Source organism: Halomonas sp. AOP7-E1-9, from assembly GCF_052376035.1.
Taxonomy (GTDB): domain Bacteria; phylum Pseudomonadota; class Gammaproteobacteria; order Pseudomonadales; family Halomonadaceae; genus Vreelandella; species Vreelandella citrativorans.
In genome coordinates this window covers 46,654-66,483 of the sequence record NZ_JBQSVC010000018.1, presented here as the reverse complement: position 1 = coordinate 66,483, position 19,830 = coordinate 46,654, and the positions used below count along the sequence as shown (strand labels likewise).

Annotated in this window: 18 protein-coding genes and 1 tRNA gene; 9 read left to right on the top strand and 10 right to left on the bottom strand. The window is 53.9% G+C overall.

Features of this window, described 5'->3' with window-relative positions; genetic code table 11:
- A partial coding sequence (locus tag ACT3R4_RS11495) for an efflux RND transporter permease subunit (RefSeq protein WP_496201865.1) occupies positions 1 to 2,349 on the top strand: 2,349 nt, incomplete at its 5' end.
- Between the two features lie 104 nt (positions 2,350 to 2,453).
- Here ACT3R4_RS11495 and ACT3R4_RS11490 read toward each other — a convergent pair.
- Positions 2,454 to 2,882: a DUF3617 domain-containing protein gene (locus ACT3R4_RS11490; protein ID WP_172117113.1), complete on the bottom strand. Its 429-nt coding sequence runs from the start codon at positions 2,880 to 2,882 to the stop codon at positions 2,454 to 2,456.
- Positions 2,883 to 3,018: 136 nt separating this feature from the next.
- On the opposite strand from ACT3R4_RS11490, the gene ACT3R4_RS11485 reads away from it, so the two are divergent.
- Entirely contained in the window at positions 3,019 to 3,228 is a 210-nt protein-coding gene (locus ACT3R4_RS11485; protein ID WP_087106752.1) for a zinc ribbon domain-containing protein, read from the top strand.
- Between the two features lie 18 nt (positions 3,229 to 3,246).
- On the opposite strand, the gene ACT3R4_RS11480 is transcribed toward ACT3R4_RS11485, so the two are convergent.
- The 4 genes from ACT3R4_RS11480 to ACT3R4_RS11465 all read right to left on the bottom strand — a co-directional run bounded on the left by ACT3R4_RS11480 (position 3,247) and on the right by ACT3R4_RS11465 (position 7,426).
- The gene (locus tag ACT3R4_RS11480; RefSeq protein WP_193054962.1) at positions 3,247 to 4,068 is read right to left on the bottom strand and encodes an ABC transporter permease subunit; all 822 of its coding nucleotides are present in this window, start codon (positions 4,066 to 4,068) and stop codon (positions 3,247 to 3,249) included.
- On the bottom strand, positions 4,065 to 4,976 hold the full coding sequence (locus ACT3R4_RS11475; protein ID WP_441679081.1) for an ABC transporter permease subunit: 912 nt from the start codon (positions 4,974 to 4,976) through the stop codon (positions 4,065 to 4,067). Before ACT3R4_RS11475 ends, ACT3R4_RS11480 begins: the two co-directional genes overlap by 4 nt.
- Positions 4,977 to 5,010: 34 nt before the next feature.
- A complete protein-coding gene (gene potA / locus ACT3R4_RS11470) occupies positions 5,011 to 6,228 on the bottom strand; it encodes a polyamine ABC transporter ATP-binding protein (protein WP_441679080.1) in 1,218 nt (405 codons plus the stop codon).
- Positions 6,229 to 6,322: 94 nt separating this feature from the next.
- The gene (locus ACT3R4_RS11465; RefSeq protein ID WP_193054965.1) at positions 6,323 to 7,426 is read right to left on the bottom strand and encodes a polyamine ABC transporter substrate-binding protein; all 1,104 of its coding nucleotides are present in this window, start codon (positions 7,424 to 7,426) and stop codon (positions 6,323 to 6,325) included.
- Between the two features lie 356 nt (positions 7,427 to 7,782).
- On the opposite strand from ACT3R4_RS11465, the gene ahpC reads away from it, so the two are divergent.
- A complete protein-coding gene (gene ahpC / locus ACT3R4_RS11460) occupies positions 7,783 to 8,346 on the top strand; it encodes an alkyl hydroperoxide reductase subunit C (protein WP_193054966.1) in 564 nt (187 codons plus the stop codon).
- 231 nt (positions 8,347 to 8,577) lie between these two features.
- Entirely contained in the window at positions 8,578 to 10,134 is a 1,557-nt protein-coding gene (ahpF, locus tag ACT3R4_RS11455) for an alkyl hydroperoxide reductase subunit F (RefSeq protein WP_441679079.1), read from the top strand.
- Positions 10,135 to 10,438: 304 nt separating this feature from the next.
- On the opposite strand, the gene ACT3R4_RS11450 is transcribed toward ahpF, so the two are convergent.
- Genes ACT3R4_RS11450 through hemA form a run of 5 tightly spaced genes read right to left on the bottom strand, consistent with a single transcriptional unit; the run spans position 10,439 to position 14,992 of the window.
- Complete coding sequence (locus ACT3R4_RS11450) at positions 10,439 to 11,212, bottom strand: HesA/MoeB/ThiF family protein (RefSeq protein WP_441679078.1); 774 nt, start codon at positions 11,210 to 11,212, stop codon at positions 10,439 to 10,441.
- 4 nt (positions 11,213 to 11,216) lie between these two features.
- Positions 11,217 to 11,717: an Lrp/AsnC ligand binding domain-containing protein gene (locus tag ACT3R4_RS11445; RefSeq protein WP_087106768.1), complete on the bottom strand. Its 501-nt coding sequence runs from the start codon at positions 11,715 to 11,717 to the stop codon at positions 11,217 to 11,219.
- 31 nt (positions 11,718 to 11,748) lie between these two features.
- Positions 11,749 to 12,597, bottom strand: coding sequence for a peptide chain release factor N(5)-glutamine methyltransferase (gene prmC / locus ACT3R4_RS11440; RefSeq protein WP_441679077.1), 849 nt, complete (start codon positions 12,595 to 12,597; stop codon positions 11,749 to 11,751).
- Positions 12,597 to 13,685 carry a peptide chain release factor 1 gene (gene prfA, locus ACT3R4_RS11435; RefSeq protein ID WP_441679076.1) on the bottom strand — a complete coding sequence of 363 codons (1,089 nt, stop codon included), beginning with the start codon at positions 13,683 to 13,685 and terminating at the stop codon, positions 12,597 to 12,599. Before prfA ends, prmC begins: the two co-directional genes overlap by 1 nt.
- A complete protein-coding gene (gene hemA, locus ACT3R4_RS11430; protein ID WP_441679075.1) occupies positions 13,682 to 14,992 on the bottom strand; it encodes a glutamyl-tRNA reductase in 1,311 nt (436 codons plus the stop codon). Before hemA ends, prfA begins: the two co-directional genes overlap by 4 nt.
- Before the next feature lie 246 nt (positions 14,993 to 15,238).
- On the opposite strand from hemA, the gene ACT3R4_RS11425 reads away from it, so the two are divergent.
- From ACT3R4_RS11425 to ACT3R4_RS11405, 5 genes are all read left to right on the top strand, one after another.
- Positions 15,239 to 17,017, top strand: coding sequence for a tetratricopeptide repeat protein (locus ACT3R4_RS11425; protein ID WP_441679074.1), 1,779 nt, complete (start codon positions 15,239 to 15,241; stop codon positions 17,015 to 17,017).
- 82 nt (positions 17,018 to 17,099) lie between these two features.
- Positions 17,100 to 17,741: a lipoprotein insertase outer membrane protein LolB gene (gene lolB / locus ACT3R4_RS11420; RefSeq protein ID WP_441679073.1), complete on the top strand. Its 642-nt coding sequence runs from the start codon at positions 17,100 to 17,102 to the stop codon at positions 17,739 to 17,741.
- 55 nt (positions 17,742 to 17,796) lie between these two features.
- Complete coding sequence (gene ispE / locus ACT3R4_RS11415; RefSeq protein ID WP_441679072.1) at positions 17,797 to 18,660, top strand: 4-(cytidine 5'-diphospho)-2-C-methyl-D-erythritol kinase; 864 nt, start codon at positions 17,797 to 17,799, stop codon at positions 18,658 to 18,660.
- A 30-nt stretch (positions 18,661 to 18,690) separates the two neighbouring features.
- Positions 18,691 to 18,765, top strand: a tRNA-Gln gene (locus tag ACT3R4_RS11410).
- Positions 18,766 to 18,822: 57 nt separating this feature from the next.
- A complete protein-coding gene (locus ACT3R4_RS11405) occupies positions 18,823 to 19,764 on the top strand; it encodes a ribose-phosphate pyrophosphokinase (RefSeq protein WP_172117127.1) in 942 nt (313 codons plus the stop codon).
- Positions 19,765 to 19,830 lie beyond the last annotated feature (66 nt).

The window sequence follows — 19,830 nt, the reverse complement described above, 5'->3', positions numbered from 1 at the left end:
GTACGACTGGACGACGTTGCCCGGGTTGAGGTCGGCTCGGTTGAAGATCGCTCCGTATTTCGCGCCAATGGTATTCCGATGGTCGGGCTTGGCATCGTTATGCAGTCGACCGCTAATGTCGTTGAGCTTTCAAGTGCAGTGCGGCATGAGTTGGAGCGCCTTCAAGAGACGCTCCCCGAGGGCATGACGCTTGGCCTAACCCATGATGCCTCGGTCTTTGTTTCCGGTGCCATTAAACAAGTCGTGATGACCCTGTTTATTGCCATGGGCCTGGTCGTCGTGGTGATCTTTTTATTCCTCGGTAACCTGCGGACCACGCTGGTGCCTGCCGTTACCGTTCCTATTGCGGTCATTGGGGCTTTTACCGCGCTTGCCGTAATGAACTTTTCAATCAACTTGCTCACTCTGCTGGCGCTGGTGTTGGCGATTGGTTTGATTGTTGATGATGCTATTGTGGTACTGGAAAATATCAATCGCCGCATGCACGACTATGGTGAAACGCCGCTGGTAGCCGCTTTTAGAGGAACACGCCAGATCGCGTTTGCGGTTATTGCCACTACGCTGGTGTTGGTCGCGGTATTTGTTCCGTTAAGCATGCTACAGGGCGACATTGGTCGGCTCTTTTCCGAGTTTGCCCTCACGATGGCGGCAGCCGTTGTTTTCTCGACACTCCTGGCGCTTACCTTAACCCCCATGATGGCGTCCAAGATTCTTAAACCCGGCATGCACGACAGCGCCGTGGGTAAAGGTGTCCAGTGGCTACTGGGTATTACTCAGCGACGTTATCAGCGTATCCTTGAGTGGTTGCTTGCACAAAGCTGGATAGTCGTCGGGGTATTTGCACTGTTGATCGCCATGACGGCATGGCTGACTACCGAGCTACCCAATGAGTACACCCCACAAGAGGATCGTGGCAACTTTATCGTATTGGTGAATGGCCCTGAAGGCGCTACCTTCGATTACATGATGGACTACATGGATGAAATCGAAGCACGACTGGCTCCCCTGATAGAAACGGGTGAGCTTGAACGTGTGGTCGTACGTGCGCCACGCGGCTTTGGCAATATCGAGAATTTTAACGGCGGTTTTGTCATCATCAATATGGCCGATTGGGGCAGCCGCCGCAGCGCATGGGAAGTAATGGATGACGTGCGAGCGCTGCTAAGGCCGCTGCCCGGCGTTCAGGCATTCCCCGTTATGCGCCAGGGCTTTGGCCAACGCACACAAAAGCCTGTGCAGTTTGTGATTGGCGGCGGTAATTACGCAGAACTCGCTCGCTGGCGCACCCTGCTGATGGACTATGTGCGGGAGGATAACCCACGCATTACGGCGCTTGAAAGCAACTATAACGAGACCCAGCCACAGCTCAGTGTCGAGATTAACTATGAGCGAGCAGCAGCATTGGGCGTAACGATTACCGAAATAGGCCGTACGCTTGAAGTGCTGTTAGGCGGTCGCAACGTTACCCGCTACGTGGATAACGGCGAAGAGTACGACGTGATTATCGAAGGTGATCGCGATCGGCAGAACAGCCCCCGCGCCTTGGATAATATACAGGTACGCTCGGCACGCTCTGGTGAACTAATCCCTCTCGCAAGCCTCGTGACGCTTACCGACGTTGCTGGCGCCAGCACGTTAAACCGCTTTGACCGTATTCGAGCCATTACCATTGAGGCCAACCTGGCTGACGGCTACCCGCTTGGGGAGGCGCTTACATATCTACAAGCTACCGCCGACACGCTGTTGCCCGAAGAAGCACAAACCAACGTGGCAGGCCCTTCACGTGATTTTCAGCAGGCAAGTGGCGCGACCACCTTCCTGCTGATATTAGGCGCCATCGTGGTATTTCTAGTGCTAGCCGCACAGTTTGAAAGCCTTATCCACCCCTTTGTCATTATGTTGACAGTACCGCTCGCGATGAGCGGCGCCCTATTGGCGCTTTTGCTAAGCGGGCAGTCGCTTAACATTTATAGTCAGGTTGGCCTGGTGCTATTGATTGGTCTGGCTGCTAAAAATGGTATTTTGATCGTCGAGTTTGCCAACCAGCTACGCGATGAGGGCAAAGCCTTTCGTACAGCGCTCATTGAAGCCTCCGTCACCCGGCTACGGCCTATTTTGATGACCGCAATCACCACCATGGCCGGAGCCATACCACTGATTATTTCAAGCGGGCCAGGCGCTGAATCCCGCCTGGTGATTGGCACGGTGGTAATGGCAGGCGTTGGTGCGGCGACACTGTTCACGCTGTTTGTAGTGCCGGTTGCATACGACCTTTTGGCACGTCATACCGGCTCCCCCGGTGCGGTTAAACGGCGTCTGGAAGAGGAAATTTCCGACTCCGCCGGTTAGCGACGTGTTGCTGCTTTTCTTTCTAGAGGTAAAGAAAGGCTATCGGTCAAAAAAAGGGCGCCTCTTCAAAAAGAGGCGCCCTTTTCAGGCATCAACGCAAGTGATTATTCACACTCACCTACACGCTGACCTTCAATAGCGGTATTCATGGTCAGCTCGCCCATTGGCGACTGAGTGAGAATATCAACGCTGCCGCTGATTTGCTCGCCCATAAAGCTCATATCGCCATCGATATTGGCTTCACCACCCTCTGCGCGACATACCATGCTGTAAGAGAGACCGTCAGCACTCATTTCCTGATTGAGAAGCTCGCAGCCATCTTCTTCTTCGATAAACCCAAACTCGGCGCCTTCAAGGTCATCCTGAGTAATACATTGACGCTCCGTTTCCGTTTGGTCCGGAATATCCATGTCGCCACTGATGCTGGTCACGCTGACGAACTCCCACTCGCCTGGGGTAACATTCGGTGTTTCCGCCAAGGCGACCATCGGGAAGGCCAAAGTGGCCGCTACTACCATGTTTCGTAACATCATCGTTTCTCTCTTTAGCACGTTGAAAAACAGTCCGTGGAAAACCGCGTATATCCTACCTGATTCATCACCGCCATGCCCGGCTTCGCGCAGACTGCTACACTGCCGCCAAGCTCCAAACTTTTAAAGGTAGCTGCTTATGCACGATGATGCCCTGGTAAACCACGATTTTAACTGCCCCTATTGCGATGCGCCTCTGACGTTTGTCATCGATACATCTCAAGGCAGCCACGCCACGTGGGAAGATTGCCATCAATGCTGTGCGCCTATTCAGCTTGAAATCATCATCTCGCCCATGACCGGCGAACTTGAAGCCGTGTTAACCGGCCGAGACGATGACGTTTTCTAGCCAAGCGCCTCCTTGTTGCTAATTTATTTGCCGCTTGGCTTCGCTACGACGCATCAGGTACCACGCCAAAAACGTCACCAGCGATACCGTCAAAATAATCAGCGTCGCCAGCGCGTTAATTTTAGGCGATACGCCCATGCGAACAGATGAAAACACCACCATGGGTAACGTATTGGCGCCGGGGCCTGACACGAAGCTTGCGATGACCAGGTCATCCAACGACAGAGTGAAGGCGAGCAGCCAGCCCGCCGCCAGCGCAGGGGCAATAATGGGTAGCGTGATAAAAAAGAACGTTTTAAGCGGTGGTGAACCTAAATCCATTGCCGCCTCTTCTATCGAGCTATCCAACTCGCGCAGCCGTGCCGCCACTACAATGGCAACGTAAGCGCTGCAAAAGGTAGTATGCGCAATCCAGATAGTGCCTACACCACGGTCGGCGGGCCAGCCTGTCAGCTGTGCCATTTGAACAAATAGCAGTAGCAACGACAGCCCGGTAATGACCTCGGGCATGACAAGGGGTGCCGTTACCATGCTGGAAAGCGCCGTTTTTCCACGGAAGCGTCCAAATCGCGTCATTACAAACGCCGCGACCGTTCCCAAACATACCGCCATGCTCGCGGCAAAAAACGCGATTTTTAGACTCGTCCATACTGCCGAGAGAATTTGTTGGTCCTGGAACAGCGCCCCGTACCACTGGGTTGAAAAGCCCGCCCACACGGTAACGAGCCTGGAGGAGTTGAAGGAGTACACCACCAACACCGCCATCGGCAGATAGAGGAACACCAGGCCGAGTATCAGCATCAAGGTTGAAAAATGCGGCCGCCGTCGTACTACGCTCATTCTTCAAGCCCCCGAGACTGGTAACGGTGAAACCAAACAATCGGTATTAACAGCAGCAGTAACATCACCATTGCCAGCGCCGAGGCAACGGGCCAATCGCGATTAAGGAAAAACTCCTCCCAAAGTACCTTACCAATCATCAGCGTATCCGGGCCGCCCAATAGCTCGGGAATAACAAACTCGCCCACGGCCGGGATAAATACCAACATTGACCCCGCAATAATTCCCCCCATCGAAAGGGGCAGCGTTACCTTGATAAAAGTATTGAGTTTACGTGACCCAAGGTCCGAAGCGGCCTCCAGTAGTGAATTATCCAGCCGGGTTAGATGGGCATAAAGCGGCAACACCATAAAGGGAAGATAGGCATAGACAATACCTATCACCACGGCAAACTGCGTGTTCATCATTCGTAAAGGCGTATCGATCAGACCCAACCCTATCAGTAGATTATTGATAAGGCCGCTGTTACTTAAAATCCCCATCCAGGCATACACGCGAATCAAAAACGAGGTCCAGGAGGGCAACATTACCAGCAACAACAACAGAAGCTGCCAGCGTGCTGGGGCACGGGCCATGGCGTATGCCATCGGGTAGCCGATCAACAAACAGGCCACGGTTGAGATAAACGCCGTTTTTACAGACCCCCAATAGGCAGCTGCATACAGCGAATCGGAGAGCAAAAACAGATAGTTGCCCACGTTTAGAAAGATATGCAGGGTCTGGTTGGTATACTCAAGCAGCGGCCCATAAGGAGGGATCGCCACAACCCCTTCCGACAAACTGATCTTCAGTACCAGGGCAAAGGGCAGCAAAAAAAACAGCAGTAGCCATACAAGCGGCAAGGCAATCACCGCCCGACGCCCTAACTGTAAGCGTTTGAACAGAGCAGTGAGTTGAGATGGCATCATCGCAAGCAATCTCCCAAGTAGCCAGAAAGGGCCATTAGCGGTTCAACACGATGGCACTGTGGTCTTCCCAGTAGACATACACACTGTCTTCCCAGGTTGGCCGGTCACCTCGCCGTTCGGTATTCGCCATGCTGACCTTAATCAACTGACCCGAGGCGGTGCGTACGTAGTAAAGCGAAAAACCACCCAGGTAGGCGATATCGTGAACTTTACCCTCTGCCCAGTTGTAATCAGACGAGGGTTTCTCACGCGTTAGCCAGATTTTTTCCGGACGCAGCGCGGCCCACACCCGCCGATCAACCGCTTGAGTGGTAATGCCGTGGTCGATATAAATGGGGCGCTCAAGCTCAGGCGATACGATTTGGCAGTGGTCAGCGGCATCTTCCACAATCTCGCCTTCAAACAGGTTCACCGTACCGACAAATTCCGCCACCATACGGCTGGCTGGGCTTTCGTATACATCGACCGGCGAGCCAACCTGCTCAATCCAGCCATCGGCCATAATGGCGACACGATCCGCCATGGTCATGGCCTCTTCCTGATCGTGGGTCACCATAATGCAGGTCACGCCTACCTGCTCAATAATCTCGACCACTTCCAACTGCATTTCAGTACGCAGCTTTTTATCCAGCGCGCCCATGGGCTCATCAAGCAGCAACAGTTTTGGCCGTTTGGCGAGGGAGCGCGCCAGCGCCACCCGTTGACGCTGGCCACCGGAAAGCTGATGCGGCTTACGCTTGGCAAAGCGTTCCATATGCACCAGTTTCAGCATTTGCGCCACGCGCGCATCTACTTCCGCCTTGGCAAGCTTGTCCTGCTTTAGCCCAAAGGCAATATTTTGCGCCACCGTCATGTGTGGAAATAGCGCATAGGATTGAAACATCATGTTAATCGGGCGCTTGTAGGGCGGGATCGCAGTAATGTCTTGACCGCCCAGCAAAATATGCCCGTCCGTGGGAGTTTCAAACCCGGCGAGCATACGCAACAGCGTCGACTTCCCCGAACCCGACCCGCCTAAAAGCGCAAAAATCTCACCACGCTTCACCTGTAAATTTACATTATCTACCGCCAAGGCCTCGTCAAAGCGCTTACATAAGCCTTTAACTTCTAGCACGATGTCTTCTGCAAACCGCGGTGTCTTGCCTTGTGGGCGTTGTATCGCCAAGGGAGACGCTGCCGTTTCGTTCACTGAAGGTTCGTTTGCCGAGGGTTCGCTCGCCGAATTTCCGTCCGACAGGGGCGTAGTGACCATTCGCCACTCCCATCAAAAGACCCGGAAAACCGGGCATTAAAAGATGAACAGCGAGACAGGCAAAAGGCCTGGCTCGCTGTCGGATGAGGTTAGCTTAACGGCCAGACTTTACACGGTTCCACACACGTGTACGGATACGTTGTACCGGCTGTGGCATGTCAAGCGCCACATACAGGTTTTGCATAACCTCGGCTTCGGGATAGATCGCCGGGTCATTCAGAATTTCTTCCGGAAGGTAAGCATCGGCCGCCGCATTGGGGTTGGCGTAGCTGACGTAATCGGTAATTTCTGCGGCAATTTCCGGGTCCAGGATAAAGTTAATAAAGGCATGGGCGTTTTCAGCATTGGGCGCGTCCGCCGGGACCGCCATAACATCAAACCACAAGGCGGCGCCTTCTTTAGGAATGCTATAGCCAATGTCAAAATCACGCCCTGCTTCCTCGGCACGCTCAGCAGCCTGGAATACATCGCCTGAATATCCGCCTGCCACACAAATATCACCATTGGCCAAGTCGGATACGTAGCGTGAAGAGTGGAAATAGGTAATATCATCGCGCACGGCGCTAATCACTTCACCGGCGGCTTCAAAGTCTTCCGCGTTTTCGCTTAGCGGGTTCAGGCCCAGGTAAGCCATGGCCGCGGGCAGCATTTCCTCACCCGTATCCAGCATTGAAATACCGCAACCCGCCTTTTTTAACGCGGAGGTAATTTCAGGGTCAAATAGCATTGCCCAACTATCGACCGGCGCATCATCGCCCAGGATCTCTTTCACGCGCTCAACATTGTAGCCAATACCGTTAGTGCCCCACATGTAAGGCACTGAGTAGTCGCCATCAGGGTCAATCGCGTCTAAATTTTCCATCAACTCGGTATTGAGATTTTCCAGGTTTGGTAACTGCTCTTTATCAAGCGCTTGATAAACGCCCGCTTGGCGTTGACGCGTAAAAAAGTGCGTAGAAGGCACCACTACGTCATACCCCGAACGGCCTGCCAGCAAGGCAGCGTCAAGCGTCTCATTACTATCATAAACATCGTAGGTAACATCAATGCCGGTACGCTCGGTAAATTTTTCAAGCGTTTCCGGTGCTATATAATCTGACCAGTTATATACCCGTACCTCATCGGCATGGGCGACTGTCGCCGCTGCGGCTAAAGAAACGGCCGCAACGGCCCCGGAAAGTTTGTGAATGTTCCCCATTTCGTGCTCCTCATTATCCAAAAACAGTTATTCAGCAACGGTTATTCAAAAACAGCTCTTCAAAACAGTACCATCTAGATTAACGCCAGCCATCAGCCACTCGCCGTTAGCGTGGGCTTTTCTACTGAACGCGAATTTTGCGGCGCAGCGGTCTCTATCGCAAGTCAATGTGAAAGATTCTTGCATTATAGTGGGCCTGCCCCCACTTCAAGGTCTGCGGAGCGTAGATAGGCTGCTGCATAATAGTAAAAGACTATACGCTAAATGGTGTTTTTCAATTTTAGCTATCAGGAAAATACCCCTACTATAGTCCTCAACATTTTCACCTTCATTCACAAGACACGGAGATAATCTGGATGTCCTTGATCAACACTGAAGTAAAACCGTTTAAAGCTACCGCCTATCTAGATGGCGAATTTATTGATGTCACCGAAGCTGACCTGAAGGGAAAATGGTCCATCTTCTTCTTCTACCCGGCTGACTTTACGTTTGTTTGCCCAACGGAGCTTGGCGACCTGGCCGACAACTACGAAGCCTTCAAAAAGCTGGGCGTTGAAATTTACAGCGTTTCAACCGATACCCACTTCACCCATAAAGCATGGCACGATAGCTCCGAAACGATCGGCAAGCTTCAGTACCCAATGCTGGCTGACCCCACGCTGCAAATCTCGCGTAACTTTGAAGTCCTGATTGAAGAAGCAGGCCTTGCAGAACGCGGCACGTTTGTTATCGATCCCGACGGTAAAGTTCAGATCGTTGAAATCAATGCGGGCAACATCGGCCGTAATGCCGAAGAGCTACTGCGCAAAGTTAAAGCTGCCCAGTATGTTCGTGAAAACCCCAACGAAGTATGCCCGGCCAAATGGAAAGAAGGCGAAGAAACACTCGCGCCCTCTTTAGACCTCGTTGGCAAAATCTAAACGGCGAGTGCTGCCATCTTCGTTATCTTAATCGCTCTTGAAGCGCCGCTTACGATAACGGCTTAACCAGATGGCAGCCTAACACCCGGGCTTTTTTCACCCGGGTGTTCTCTTTACATCGCGCTATATGTTCTCCCTTTTATACCGACTTCGCTGTGATTTTCACTAGCGAGGGCTAAATGTGGCTAAGGGTTGAGAACACCTTTTACAGATTACGAGGAATTCACTGTCATGTTGGACGCTAATTTAAAAAATCAGTTGAAAGCTTACTTGGAAAAAGTGACTCAACCGTTCGAGATCGTTGCGTCCCTTGATGACGGTGACAAGTCACGTGAACTTCACGGCCTGTTGGAAGATATCAACGGGCTGAGTGACATGATCACCCTGAAAACGGATGGTCAGGATAGCCGCACACCCTCTTTTGCGATCAACCGCACAGGTGAAGAGACGGGTGTTGTATTTGCCGGTATTCCCATGGGCCACGAGTTTACGTCGCTGGTTCTGGCACTGCTGCAAGTAGGTGGACACCCACCGAAAACCTCTGACGAGGTGCTTAACCAGATTAAAGCGCTCGAAGGCGATATGCTCTTTGAGACCTACTACTCGCTGTCCTGCCAGAACTGCCCCGATGTGGTTCAGGCGTTAAACCTGATGGCGATCTTTAATCCCAACGTCCGCCATGTGGCGATTGATGGGGCGCTCTTCCAGGACGAAGTTGAAGAGCGTGAAATTATGTCAGTGCCCAGTATTTATCTAAACGGTAAGCCGTTCGATCAGGGCCGCATGACCCTTGAGCAAATTCTGGCCAAAGTGGACACGGGCGCCGCCGACCGCGAAGCCAACAAGCTAAGCACCAAAGCCGCATTCGATACACTGGTGATCGGCGGTGGCCCCGCGGGTGCTGCAGCTGCCATTTATTCTGCACGCAAAGGCATTAGTACCGGTGTTGCGGCTGAGCGTTTTGGTGGCCAGGTAGCGGATACCATGAGTATCGAAAACTTTATTTCGGTTACTCATACAGAAGGTCCCAAGCTTGTTAGCGCGCTTGAAGAGCACGTCAAGGATTACGACGTTGATGTAATGAACTTGCAAACGGCAACTGCCTTTAAAGCTGCTGAGGCCGAAGGTGGCTTGCACGAAGTGACCTTTGAGTCAGGTGCAAAACTCAAGAGCAAAACACTGGTTCTGGCGACCGGCGCCCGTTGGCGCGAAATGAATGTCCCCGGCGAGCAGCAATACCGCAACAAAGGCGTTGCTTACTGCCCGCACTGCGACGGCCCGCTATTTAAAGGCAAGCGCGTCGCGGTTATTGGCGGCGGCAACTCTGGCGTTGAAGCTGCCATTGACCTATCGGGCATCGTTGCTCACGTCACCCTTTTCGAATTTATGGGTGAAATGCGTGCCGATGCGGTACTGCAGAAAAAACTTAAGAGCCTGCCCAACGTGGACATTATCTTAAATGCTCAAACCACCGAAGTAACCGGTGACGGCAGCCGCGTTAATGGCCTGACCTACAAAGACCGCAACACCGATGAGACTAAAAACATCGCGCTGGAAGGCATCTTTGTCCAGATTGGCCTGGTGCCAAATACCGAGTGGCTGAAAGGCTCGCCCATCGAAATGACACCGCGCGGGGAAATCATCGTCGACTCTCACGGCATGACCTCGGTACCCGGCGTATTTGCCGCGGGTGATGTTACCACGGTGCCTTACAAGCAGATTATTATTGCCATGGGCGAAGGCGCAAAAGCCTCACTTGGCGCGTTTGATTACCTGATCCGTAACTAATCGCCAAGCACCAACACCAAAAAGCGGGTAGTGGTTTTCCACTACCCGCCTCCCCTATCCCTTTGACGTATAACACCGTGACGTCATAACCGCTATCCTACGTCATGTTATTCGGCCAAGGCTTGCCGATACCGAAGGCTCCAAGAAAATCCGGCTCTCTCCCCCTGGAGGCCGGATTTCTTTGTCTTTAACTCACCAGCCAGCAACCAGCAGCCACCAACCAGATAGTCTAGTCGCAGCAACTCATCAAAAAAAGGGATTCTGGGCAGGGCAGCGCTTGCAGATGAACCAACTAATGCCTCTTCTACGAAACATCGTCCTGTTTAGGTATCACACTGCACACAGTGCAAGCCGGATCACGCGGTACATTGAAGTGTCGCCACTGGCCTCGTAGGCCATCAAAGGTTGCAAGCCCTTGGTGGGTTTGCCCGGCGCCACTTAGCAATTTGAACGCCTCAACTGCTTGAAAACATCCGATTAACCCCACCAACGGTGCCATCACACCACTTTCTGCGCAGCCAAGTGCCTCATCACCCATATCGTCCGGTGGGTAAAGGCAGGCATAGCAGGGGCAGTTTGGGTCACGGGGGCTAAACACCGCAAGCTGACCAGAAAAGCGAATGGCAGCGCCTGACACCAACGGAACACCTACCTTTTGCGTGGCAGCATTGATGGCATAGCGGCTGGAAAAACGATCCGTACAATCCAGCACCACATCGGCAGCAGCAACGAGCTGCTCCAGGGCTTCCCCCTCCGCATGCGTTTCAAGTGCTGTAATACGGCAATCCGGGTTTAGCGCCTGCATACTGGCCTTGGCAGAAGCCGCCTTATTCTGCCCAATGCTTGCCTGCTGATGAGCAATTTGACGCTGAAGGTTAGACAACTCGACATGATCAGCATCTACAATCGTTATCCGCCCGACACCCGCAGCGGACAGGTAAAGTGCCGCCGGCGAGCCCAACCCTCCCGCACCGATGATCAGGGCGTGGGCACTACGCAAGCGCTCTTGCCCTTCAATATCCACTTCAGGCAGCATAATGTGACGGCTGTAGCGCAGCAGTGTCTGATCATCCATCATCGACTTATTTGTCCTCAAAGTGCTCAACGTCGGGTACATGCAGGCTAAAGCTTTCTTTCACCTCTTCCATAACCACGTAACTTTTAGACTCTTTGACGCCGGGGAGCGTAAGCACCACGTCTCCTAATAGCTGACGGTAGGCGGCCATTTCTGGAATGCGGCATTTCAAGATGTAATCAAATTGACCAGAGACCAGATGGCACTCCTGGATTTGCGGCAGCTTTTCAACGGCTCGACGAAATTCATCAAATACGGCTGGCGATTGAGTTTCCAGGCTAATTTCAACAAAGACCAGTAAATTGGCTTTGAGTGCCTGGGGGTCAAGAATCGCCTGGTAGCCACGAATAATGCCCGCGCGCTCCAGGCGCTTGACACGCTCCAAACAAGGAGTTGTGGATAAACCAACCTCTGATGCCAAATCAACATAGGAAATACGTGCATTTTCCTGCAGGCAGCGCAGAATTTTAAGGTCGATACGGTCTAGCGTTCTATTTTTAGGTTTCATAGCAGGATCCACTACAGATAAGCCAGACGAGCTAGTAGCGCCCAAGGGTAATACGCTCATGCCCACCGAGGTCGCAAACACTTTCAACGTTTTGATAACCCGCATCCACCAGCGCTGCGCGCACTGAGGCTGCCTGACGATAGCCATGCTCTAGCAACAGCCATCCTGAGGCTGTTAAGTAGCGCCGCGCCGTGGCCACTAAATGTATCAAATCGGCCAGCCCATCGCCCCCTGCCACCAGCGCACTCAGCGGCTCAAAGCGCACATCCCCTTGGTGCAAATGCGGATCGTCAGCGGCAATATACGGCGGATTACTCACAATAAGATCAAACCGCTCTACGGGTGTCGCATCCTGCTCAAAGGCAGCAAACCAATTGCTTTGCATGAACGCTACGTTATCGATCCCTAACGCGGCTGCGTTTCGCTGTGCCAAAGAAACCGCTTCTGAGCGAAGGTCGACACCAACCACCTGCCAACCAGGCTGCTCACTGGCAAAAGCCAGTGCAATGGCTCCGGTGCCCGTACCTAAATCCAGCAAGCGCCCGACGGGAGAGGCAACGTGGTTGAGCGCTGTTTCTACCAGCGTTTCGGTATCCGGCCGCGGTATTAGCGTCTCTTTTGAAGTGACCAACCGCAACCCCCAAAACTCTCGCTCACCGGTCAGGTAGGCCACTGGCTGCCCCTGAACACGCGCCGCCACCAGTGCATCAAAGCGCGCATGCTCCCACCCGGAACAATCACGGTCGCCCCAGGTATACAGCCATGTGCGGTCCCGTTGAATTACGTGGGCAAGCAGGACGTCGGCATCCAGGCGCGGCGAGGCTGAGCCGGCGGCTTTTAAGCGCTCTGCTGCGGCCTGTAGAAGCGCATCAAACGTCATTACGTGTCCTGAAGCGCCGATAGCTGTTCGGCTTGATACTCGTGGATCAAGGGCTCAATGACCTCATCCAATTGCTCGCCGCTCACCACTTCATTGAGCTTATAAAGCGTCAGGTTGATACGATGATCGGTAATTCGACCTTGGGGGAAGTTGTAGGTACGGATACGTTCGCTACGATCACCAGAGCCTACCAGCGAGCGACGGGCATCCGCCTGCTCCTGACGTTGGTTATCGACCGCATTACGCTTCAATTTCGCGGCAAGCAGCGACATCGCCTTGGCCCGGTTTTTATGCTGACTACGCTCTTCCTGGCACTCAACCACTACGCCTGTCGGTATGTGGGTAATACGAATCGCTGAGTCGGTGGTGTTAACGTGCTGGCCACCGGCTCCACTTGAACGGTAGGTATCGACGCGTAAATCCGATGAATTAATATCGATATCGCCAACATCATCAACTTCAGGCATCACCGCCACGGTACATGCCGAGGTATGAATACGCCCTTGAGATTCAGTAGCAGGAACGCGTTGCACTCGGTGAGCACCCGACTCAAATTTCAAACGCGCATAGACGCTATCCCCCTTAACGCGGGAAATAATCTCTTTATAGCCGCCCTGCTCGCCATGGTTGGTACTCACTACTTCGACGCGCCAGCCACGTTTTTCCGCATAGCGTGAGTACATACGAAACAAATCACCTGCAAAAATCGCGGCTTCATCACCACCGGTACCGGCGCGTACTTCCAAAAACACGCCTCGGCCATCATCGGGGTCTTTAGGCACCAGCAAACGCTTTAGCTCAGTATCCAGTAGGTCTAGCTGCTCGCGCCCTTCACTGACTTCCATCTCGGCAAGCTCACGCATATCAGGATCATCGTCCCGACTAAGCTGCTGGGCTGCCTCAATATCGTTTTCAACGCTGCGATAGCGCTGCCAAGCCGCTACCAGCTCATCCAGCTCGGCGTACTCACGTGAATAGTCGCGAAAGCGCTGCTGATTATTAATGACCTCAGGGTCAGACAGCAGCATCGCCAGCTCTTCAAAACGTTCGGTAAAGCTATCGAGGCGTTGGCGCAAGGTATCTTTCATGCGGGCGTATTATCCTTCTGGCGGTTAGCCGTGGGCGCGGGCTTTTCAAAGGCGGGTTTAACAGGCAATAGTAAGCGTGGCGCGGCCTCCAGCAAGTCATGCTGCTCTTGCGAGGCGGCATCGCGTATTGCTTGCGTGGGCTGGTGCATTAAGCGATTAGCCAGTTGGTGAGCCAGCCGTTCAATCACTTTGGTTGGGTCTTCACCGCGCGCCAAGCGCTCCAACGCCTGATCGCGCGATTGATCGCGCAGGGTTTCGGCGTGCTGACGGTAATCGCGAATCAACTCGCCACCGTTACGAATACGTTTTTCATGCTGCCAACTACTGACACCGTGTTCAATCAGTGACTCGGCTTGGTCAGCAGCTACTTGGCGATAGCGACGATTCTCTTCGATCACCTCTTCCAGATCATCAACCGTATAAAGGAATACATCGGCAAGCTCGCCTACTTCGGATTCAATATCCCGCGGCACGGCGATATCCACCATAAAAACCGGGCGGTGGCGACGCTTTTTAAGTGCGCTTTCAACCATCCCCTTGCCTAAAATCGGCAGGGGGGATGCGGTGGAAGAAATAACGATATCAGCTTCTTCCAGCGCGACCGGAATTTCAGACAGCGTAATCGCCTTACCGCCCAATCGCGAGGAGACAAGCTCAGCACGCTCACGTGTGCGGTTAGCCACAGTTAATTGACGTACACCGGCTTCATGTAGATGACGCGCGACCAGCTCGATGGTTTCACCCGCACCGATTAACAACGCCCGCGAGCGACTAAAATCATCAAAAATTCGGCTAGCCATGCTCACCGCAGCATAGGCCACCGAAACCGGATTTTTGCCAATCCCGGTTTCGGTACGTACCTGCTTGGCAATTGTAAAGGTATGTTGAAAAAGACGCTCAAGCTCGCCGCCTAACCCCTGCATTTGGCGCGCCTGTTGATAGGCATCTTTCAATTGACCAAGTATTTGCGGCTCACCCAAGACCATCGAATCCAGACCAACGGCCACACGCATTAAATGGCGCGCAGCGTCGTTGTCTAAATAGTGGTACGCGCAGCGGGTCAGCTCCTCAACACTCAAGTTATGAAAACGCCCTAGCCACTCAAGCACGGCTTGCTCGCCAGCAGCGTCCGTTACGCAATATAGTTCAGTGCGGTTGCAGGTGGAGAGCACCGCTGCTTCGCTAATATGTGACAGACCACGCAGTTGCTCCAGCGCGTGTTCTAACTGCGTCGGAGTAAAGGCTACCTGCTCGCGTACGGCCACACTGGCAGTACGGTGATTGATTCCCAAGGCAAGAAGCGTCATACGGTATGCGTCTTCGCTAGTGGTTCGGTCATCACGTTGCTATCGGTCTTGAAGTCTCAATGGTTTACGTCTTACGCTTAATTAGCGCAAGTCTGGGCAACGGCTGATCATTACTCAATTGCGCTTATCTACCAGCCTTTCAAGGCCGACTATTCTATCACAGCAGACTAACATCTGGCGTACATCACTTTGCCGCAGCCAGCCAAGCCGCTATGCTGAACGCTCGGCCACTAAAATGAGAGACGCATGCCCCTTCGCTCACTACAATTGGGTTCATCCCTACTGCCCTTGGCCGCCACCGTGGTATTCCTGAGCGGCTGCCAGTCAGCACCCTCTTATAAAGGCGGCTTGCCAGACCTGATAGCTTCTGACCCCATGCAGTCGGCCCCACCTATTACCCGAGGCCTGGACGCCGATGGTCTACGTACGCTGCTTACGGCGGAATTAGCGGGCCAACGTGGCGATTACCGCTCTGCCAGCCAAGGTTACCTGGAGGCATCGCAACGCTATAGTGTTCCGGCGCTGGCTGAACGCGCCACTTTTGCGGCTCGGTTTGGTGACGATGTAGCGTTAATGGAGGCATCCGCACTGCGTTGGCGTGAGCTGTCCCCCTCGGCAGAATCACCCAACCAGCTACTGGCCGCGATCTCTTTGCAGCGAGGTGACTGGCTGGACAGCCTTGAACAGCGGCTAGCGATCACTCAAGCAGGCGGCAATGGCGAGCTTGCGGCCTTCGTCGACATCGCTATCACGGAAGGGAGCGCACCGCTCAACTTACTGGCCCAATCAATGCGCGCCCACTTGGCTCAGCCCAGTGCAGAGCAGCTTGAGTATCATAGCGATGCCTTGCTTGCCACTGCGCTACTTGAATCAGCGCTTGGCAATACCCGCCAAGCGCAAGCGTATCTGGACGACGTTGCAAAGCAAGCGCCAGAATCAGCGATGCTTTGGCTTGCCCAAGCACAACTGGCGCTCGAAGCTGGCGATCTACACACAGCCAGGCGAGCCGCGCAACACGGCGCCAGCATTGCCCCCGATGACGTACGGTTTACGCTGCTGCTGGCTCAAGCCGAAATTCGTTTGAATAATATTGCCGCCGCAGAAGCACAAACGGATGCGCTACTGGAAAGCCATGGCAGAAACCAGCGCTTACGCTTGGCCCTAACGCAACTCTACCTTGAGGAAGGCTACAGCGAGCCTGCTTACCGCCTGCTGCAGCCACTCACAAGTCAGGACAATGTTCCCGACCTTGCCTACTACCTGCTGGGCGCTATCACGCAGTCCCAAGGCGATACCGATAACGCACTGCTTTACTACCGCCAGGTAGGCGAGGGAGAGGAGTTTTTACCCGCCCGTGCGGCAGCCGCTCGCATGTTGATTGACGATGACCGTGTAATGGATGCGCGGGCTTTTTTACGCATTGAGCGAATGCGCTATGAAAATTACTTTGACGACCTGGTCGCCCTTGAAGTGCAACTGCTGGACGAACTGAACGCGCCCGATGAAGCATTAGCGCTACTTGACCGCGAATTGGCGCGCACACCAGATGACGTTAACCTGCTTTATTTACGCGCCATGCGCTCCTGGCAGAGTGGCAACTTCCCAGGCATGGAGCAAGATTTACGTCAGCTTTTGCGTGTTGAACCCAACAACGCAAATGCCTTAAATGCACTGGGCTATACCTTGGCAGACCTTAACTTGCCAGGACGCATGGAAGAAGCCCGCGAGCTGATTGAGCGCGCCTACGAAGAAGACCCCAGCAACCCGGCGATACTTGATAGCATGGGCTGGGTATATTTCCGGCTGGGCCAAAATGAAGAAGCGCTTGTCTGGCTTGAAAGTGCCTATAACCAGATGCCCGACCAGGAAGTGGCCGCTCATTTGGCCGAAGTCTTACATGCCCTTGGCCGTAGCGATGAGGCTCGCATGTTAATCCAACGGGTGCTTGATAACACAACGCACCACCCCCAGGTTGACGAGTTACTTGAACGTCATCCTGAACTCACCCCGTCAGGTGCTCCCTAACGGGGCTGGCGCCTCTCTTTATGCTTGATACGCCATTAAGACGCCGCCATTACCCTTTCAACACATTGACATGGAGCCTGTTATGTTGAACACACTGCCCACTTTTATGCGCTTTACCAGCACTGCTCGCGCCCCTCGCCTCTTGCTTGCCAGCATAGCGTTACTGCTACTTGCCGGGTGCGCGACGCAAGGCCCGATGGAAGAAAGTGGCCGCCAAGCAGGTCAATGGGAACGCCAGCAAGCGGATGTTGAAGCCTTTGATTCCTGGACATTGATCGGCAAAGCAGGCCTTCGCACACCACAAGAGAATCAGAGCGCCAACCTGGACTGGAGCCAACACCCCCACTATTTCCGCATGCTGATCAGCGGGCCGTTTGGTGGGGGCCGCAGCGTACTTGAAGGTCGTGAAGGTCGCTTCTCGCTAACCACGGGTGATGGCCGCTTTGAAGCAGAAACACCGGAAGCACTGATGGAAGAGCAGTTAGGCTGGTCACTTCCGGTTAGCGCCATGCCTGACTGGGTGCGCGGCCTGCCCGGTGAACATGCAAGTTATCAGTTGGAAACCGACGAGCTGGGCTTTCCGCAGCACATGCAGCAGGATGGCTGGGAAATTGATTACCGCGACTGGGAAGAGGTTGAAGGTATGTGGCTACCTCGCCGCCTGGTGATGAACTATGACGATGTACGCATCACCCTGGTCGTTAACCAGTGGCGCTCTCAATAACGCTGTATGCGCCCGTTGAGTTGTCGCGCCTAATTCAAGTCACGTGAGAGCGTTAATGCCTGCTTCTTTAACACTACCCGCACCTGCGAAGCTCAATCGCATGCTGCACATTGTGGGCCGTCGCGACGACGGCTACCACGAATTGCAAACCCTGTTTCAAATCGTTGATATCAGTGATCAGCTCACACTCACCCTGCGCGAAGACAGCGATATCACGCTCGCCACTCCGATAAACGGTGTGGCTCACGATGACAACTTGATGGTTCGCGCAGCCCGCCTGCTTCAGCGCTCAGCAGGCAGGTCACCAAAAGCCATGCCAGGGGCTACGCTAACCATTGAGAAGAATCTTCCCATGGGAGGCGGGCTGGGCGGTGGCAGCTCGAATGCCGCCACCGTATTACTGGGGTTAAACAAGCTGTGGCAATTAGGGCTTTCAATGGAGGCATTAGCCAAGCTGGGCTTACAGCTTGGCGCCGATGTACCGGTCTTTATTTATGGGCACAGCGCCTGGGCTGAAGGGGTTGGTGAAAAACTGACCTCCGTGACCCTGGATACGCCCTGGTTTGTGATTATTCACCCGAAAGTGAGCGTCTCAACCCCCCTGATATTCCAGGACCCGGAATTGACACGCGACAGCCGCCCCATTACTATGGCGCGCGCACTGCAGGGGGGAGCGTCTGAGTGGCGTAACGACTGCGAGGCCATCGTAAAAAAACGCTATCCGCTGGTGGCGGAAGCGCTTGATTGGCTCGCGCAGTATGCACCTGTTCGGCTGACCGGTACTGGCGCTTGTCTGTTTGCGACGTTTGAGTCTGAACAAACCGCACGTACAGTCGCTGAATTGGCAGCTCAATGCTGGCCGACATGGGTCGCACGCGGCCTGAACACCTCTCCCCTACAAGATGCTCTGGGCTGCTGAGAGCGCCCGGTCATCGCATTAGGTTATTGCTGGGGTATCGCCAAGTGGTAAGGCACCGGTTTTTGGTATCGGCATTCCCAGGTTCGAATCCTGGTACCCCAGCCAACCTGACATGATCTGCGTTTTCTCCCCTGATTCCAAACACTGCAAAGGTGGCTGCGCGTGTCAAAATTGATGGTTTTCACCGGGAACGCCAATCCCGAACTCGCTCAAAAGATTGCCGAGAGCTTGGACAGCCGTATGGGTAATGCCACGGTTGGCCAATTTAGCGACGGCGAAATCGCAGTCGAGATCAATGAGAACGTGCGCGGTAAGGACGTGTTTATCCTCCAGTCCACCTGTGCACCGACGAATGACAACCTGATGGAGCTGATCCTGATGGTTGATGCTCTGCGTCGTGCCTCAGCGGCGCGGATTACGGCGGTTGTGCCGTATTTCGGCTATGCCCGTCAGGATCGCCGCGTACGCTCTGCTCGTGTCCCTATTTCCGCTAAAGTGGTGGCGGACATGATGGTAAAAGCGGGTGTTGATCGCGTAATGACGATGGACCTGCACGCCGACCAAATCCAGGGTTTCTTCGATGTCCCGGTAGACAACGTCTACGGTTCGCCGATTCTTCTGGATGATATCGAGCGCCAAAACTACGCTGACTTGGTCGTGGTTTCACCCGACGTAGGCGGTGTCGTTCGTGCTCGTGCTATCGCCAAACAGCTGAATGCTGACCTTGCGATTATCGACAAGCGTCGCCCCCAAGCCAATCAGGCTCAGGTGATGCACATCATCGGTGAAATTGAAGGCCGTACTTGCGTAGTCGTTGACGACATGATCGACACCGCTGGTACGCTTTGCAAAGCCGGTGAAGCACTGAAAGATCATGGCGCTGCACGCGTAGTGGCCTATGCGACACATCCGATCTTGTCCGGCCCCGCCGTTGACAACATCACCAACTCTGTACTGGACGAAGTTGTCGTGGCCGACACTATTCCGCTTGCTGACCATGCGCGTCGCAGTGGAAAAATTCGTCAGTTGAGCGTTGCCGGTTTGATTGCAGAAGCGATCCGTCGGGTTAGCAACGAAGAATCTGTTAGCGCGATGTTCCATTGATCGCCTAACGATATAGCCCCCTTCTGGGGCCTTGGAAACGTCGTCGTCTGGTCGCGGACAGCGGCG

What these genes read in the sequence shown, in the direction of transcription:
- ACT3R4_RS11450 (WP_441679078.1), bottom strand. Translation starts at nt 11,212, where the DNA reads ATGATGGATGATCAGACACTGCTGCGCTACAGCCGTCACATTATGCTG.
- ahpC (WP_193054966.1), top strand. Translation starts at nt 7,783, where the DNA reads ATGTCCTTGATCAACACTGAAGTAAAACCGTTTAAAGCTACCGCCTAT.
- hemA (WP_441679075.1), bottom strand. Translation starts at nt 14,992, where the DNA reads ATGACGCTTCTTGCCTTGGGAATCAATCACCGTACTGCCAGTGTGGCC.
- lolB (WP_441679073.1), top strand. Translation starts at nt 17,100, where the DNA reads ATGTTGAACACACTGCCCACTTTTATGCGCTTTACCAGCACTGCTCGC.
- ispE (WP_441679072.1), top strand. Translation starts at nt 17,797, where the DNA reads ATGCCTGCTTCTTTAACACTACCCGCACCTGCGAAGCTCAATCGCATG.
- ACT3R4_RS11480 (WP_193054962.1), bottom strand. Translation starts at nt 4,068, where the DNA reads ATGAGCGTAGTACGACGGCGGCCGCATTTTTCAACCTTGATGCTGATA.
- ACT3R4_RS11465 (WP_193054965.1), bottom strand. Translation starts at nt 7,426, where the DNA reads ATGGGGAACATTCACAAACTTTCCGGGGCCGTTGCGGCCGTTTCTTTA.
- ACT3R4_RS11490 (WP_172117113.1), bottom strand. Translation starts at nt 2,882, where the DNA reads ATGATGTTACGAAACATGGTAGTAGCGGCCACTTTGGCCTTCCCGATG.
- ACT3R4_RS11475 (WP_441679081.1), bottom strand. Translation starts at nt 4,976, where the DNA reads ATGATGCCATCTCAACTCACTGCTCTGTTCAAACGCTTACAGTTAGGG.
- prfA (WP_441679076.1), bottom strand. Translation starts at nt 13,685, where the DNA reads ATGAAAGATACCTTGCGCCAACGCCTCGATAGCTTTACCGAACGTTTT.
- ahpF (WP_441679079.1), top strand. Translation starts at nt 8,578, where the DNA reads ATGTTGGACGCTAATTTAAAAAATCAGTTGAAAGCTTACTTGGAAAAA.
- prmC (WP_441679077.1), bottom strand. Translation starts at nt 12,597, where the DNA reads ATGACGTTTGATGCGCTTCTACAGGCCGCAGCAGAGCGCTTAAAAGCC.
- ACT3R4_RS11425 (WP_441679074.1), top strand. Translation starts at nt 15,239, where the DNA reads ATGCCCCTTCGCTCACTACAATTGGGTTCATCCCTACTGCCCTTGGCC.
- ACT3R4_RS11445 (WP_087106768.1), bottom strand. Translation starts at nt 11,717, where the DNA reads ATGAAACCTAAAAATAGAACGCTAGACCGTATCGACCTTAAAATTCTG.
- ACT3R4_RS11485 (WP_087106752.1), top strand. Translation starts at nt 3,019, where the DNA reads ATGCACGATGATGCCCTGGTAAACCACGATTTTAACTGCCCCTATTGC.
- potA (WP_441679080.1), bottom strand. Translation starts at nt 6,228, where the DNA reads ATGGTCACTACGCCCCTGTCGGACGGAAATTCGGCGAGCGAACCCTCG.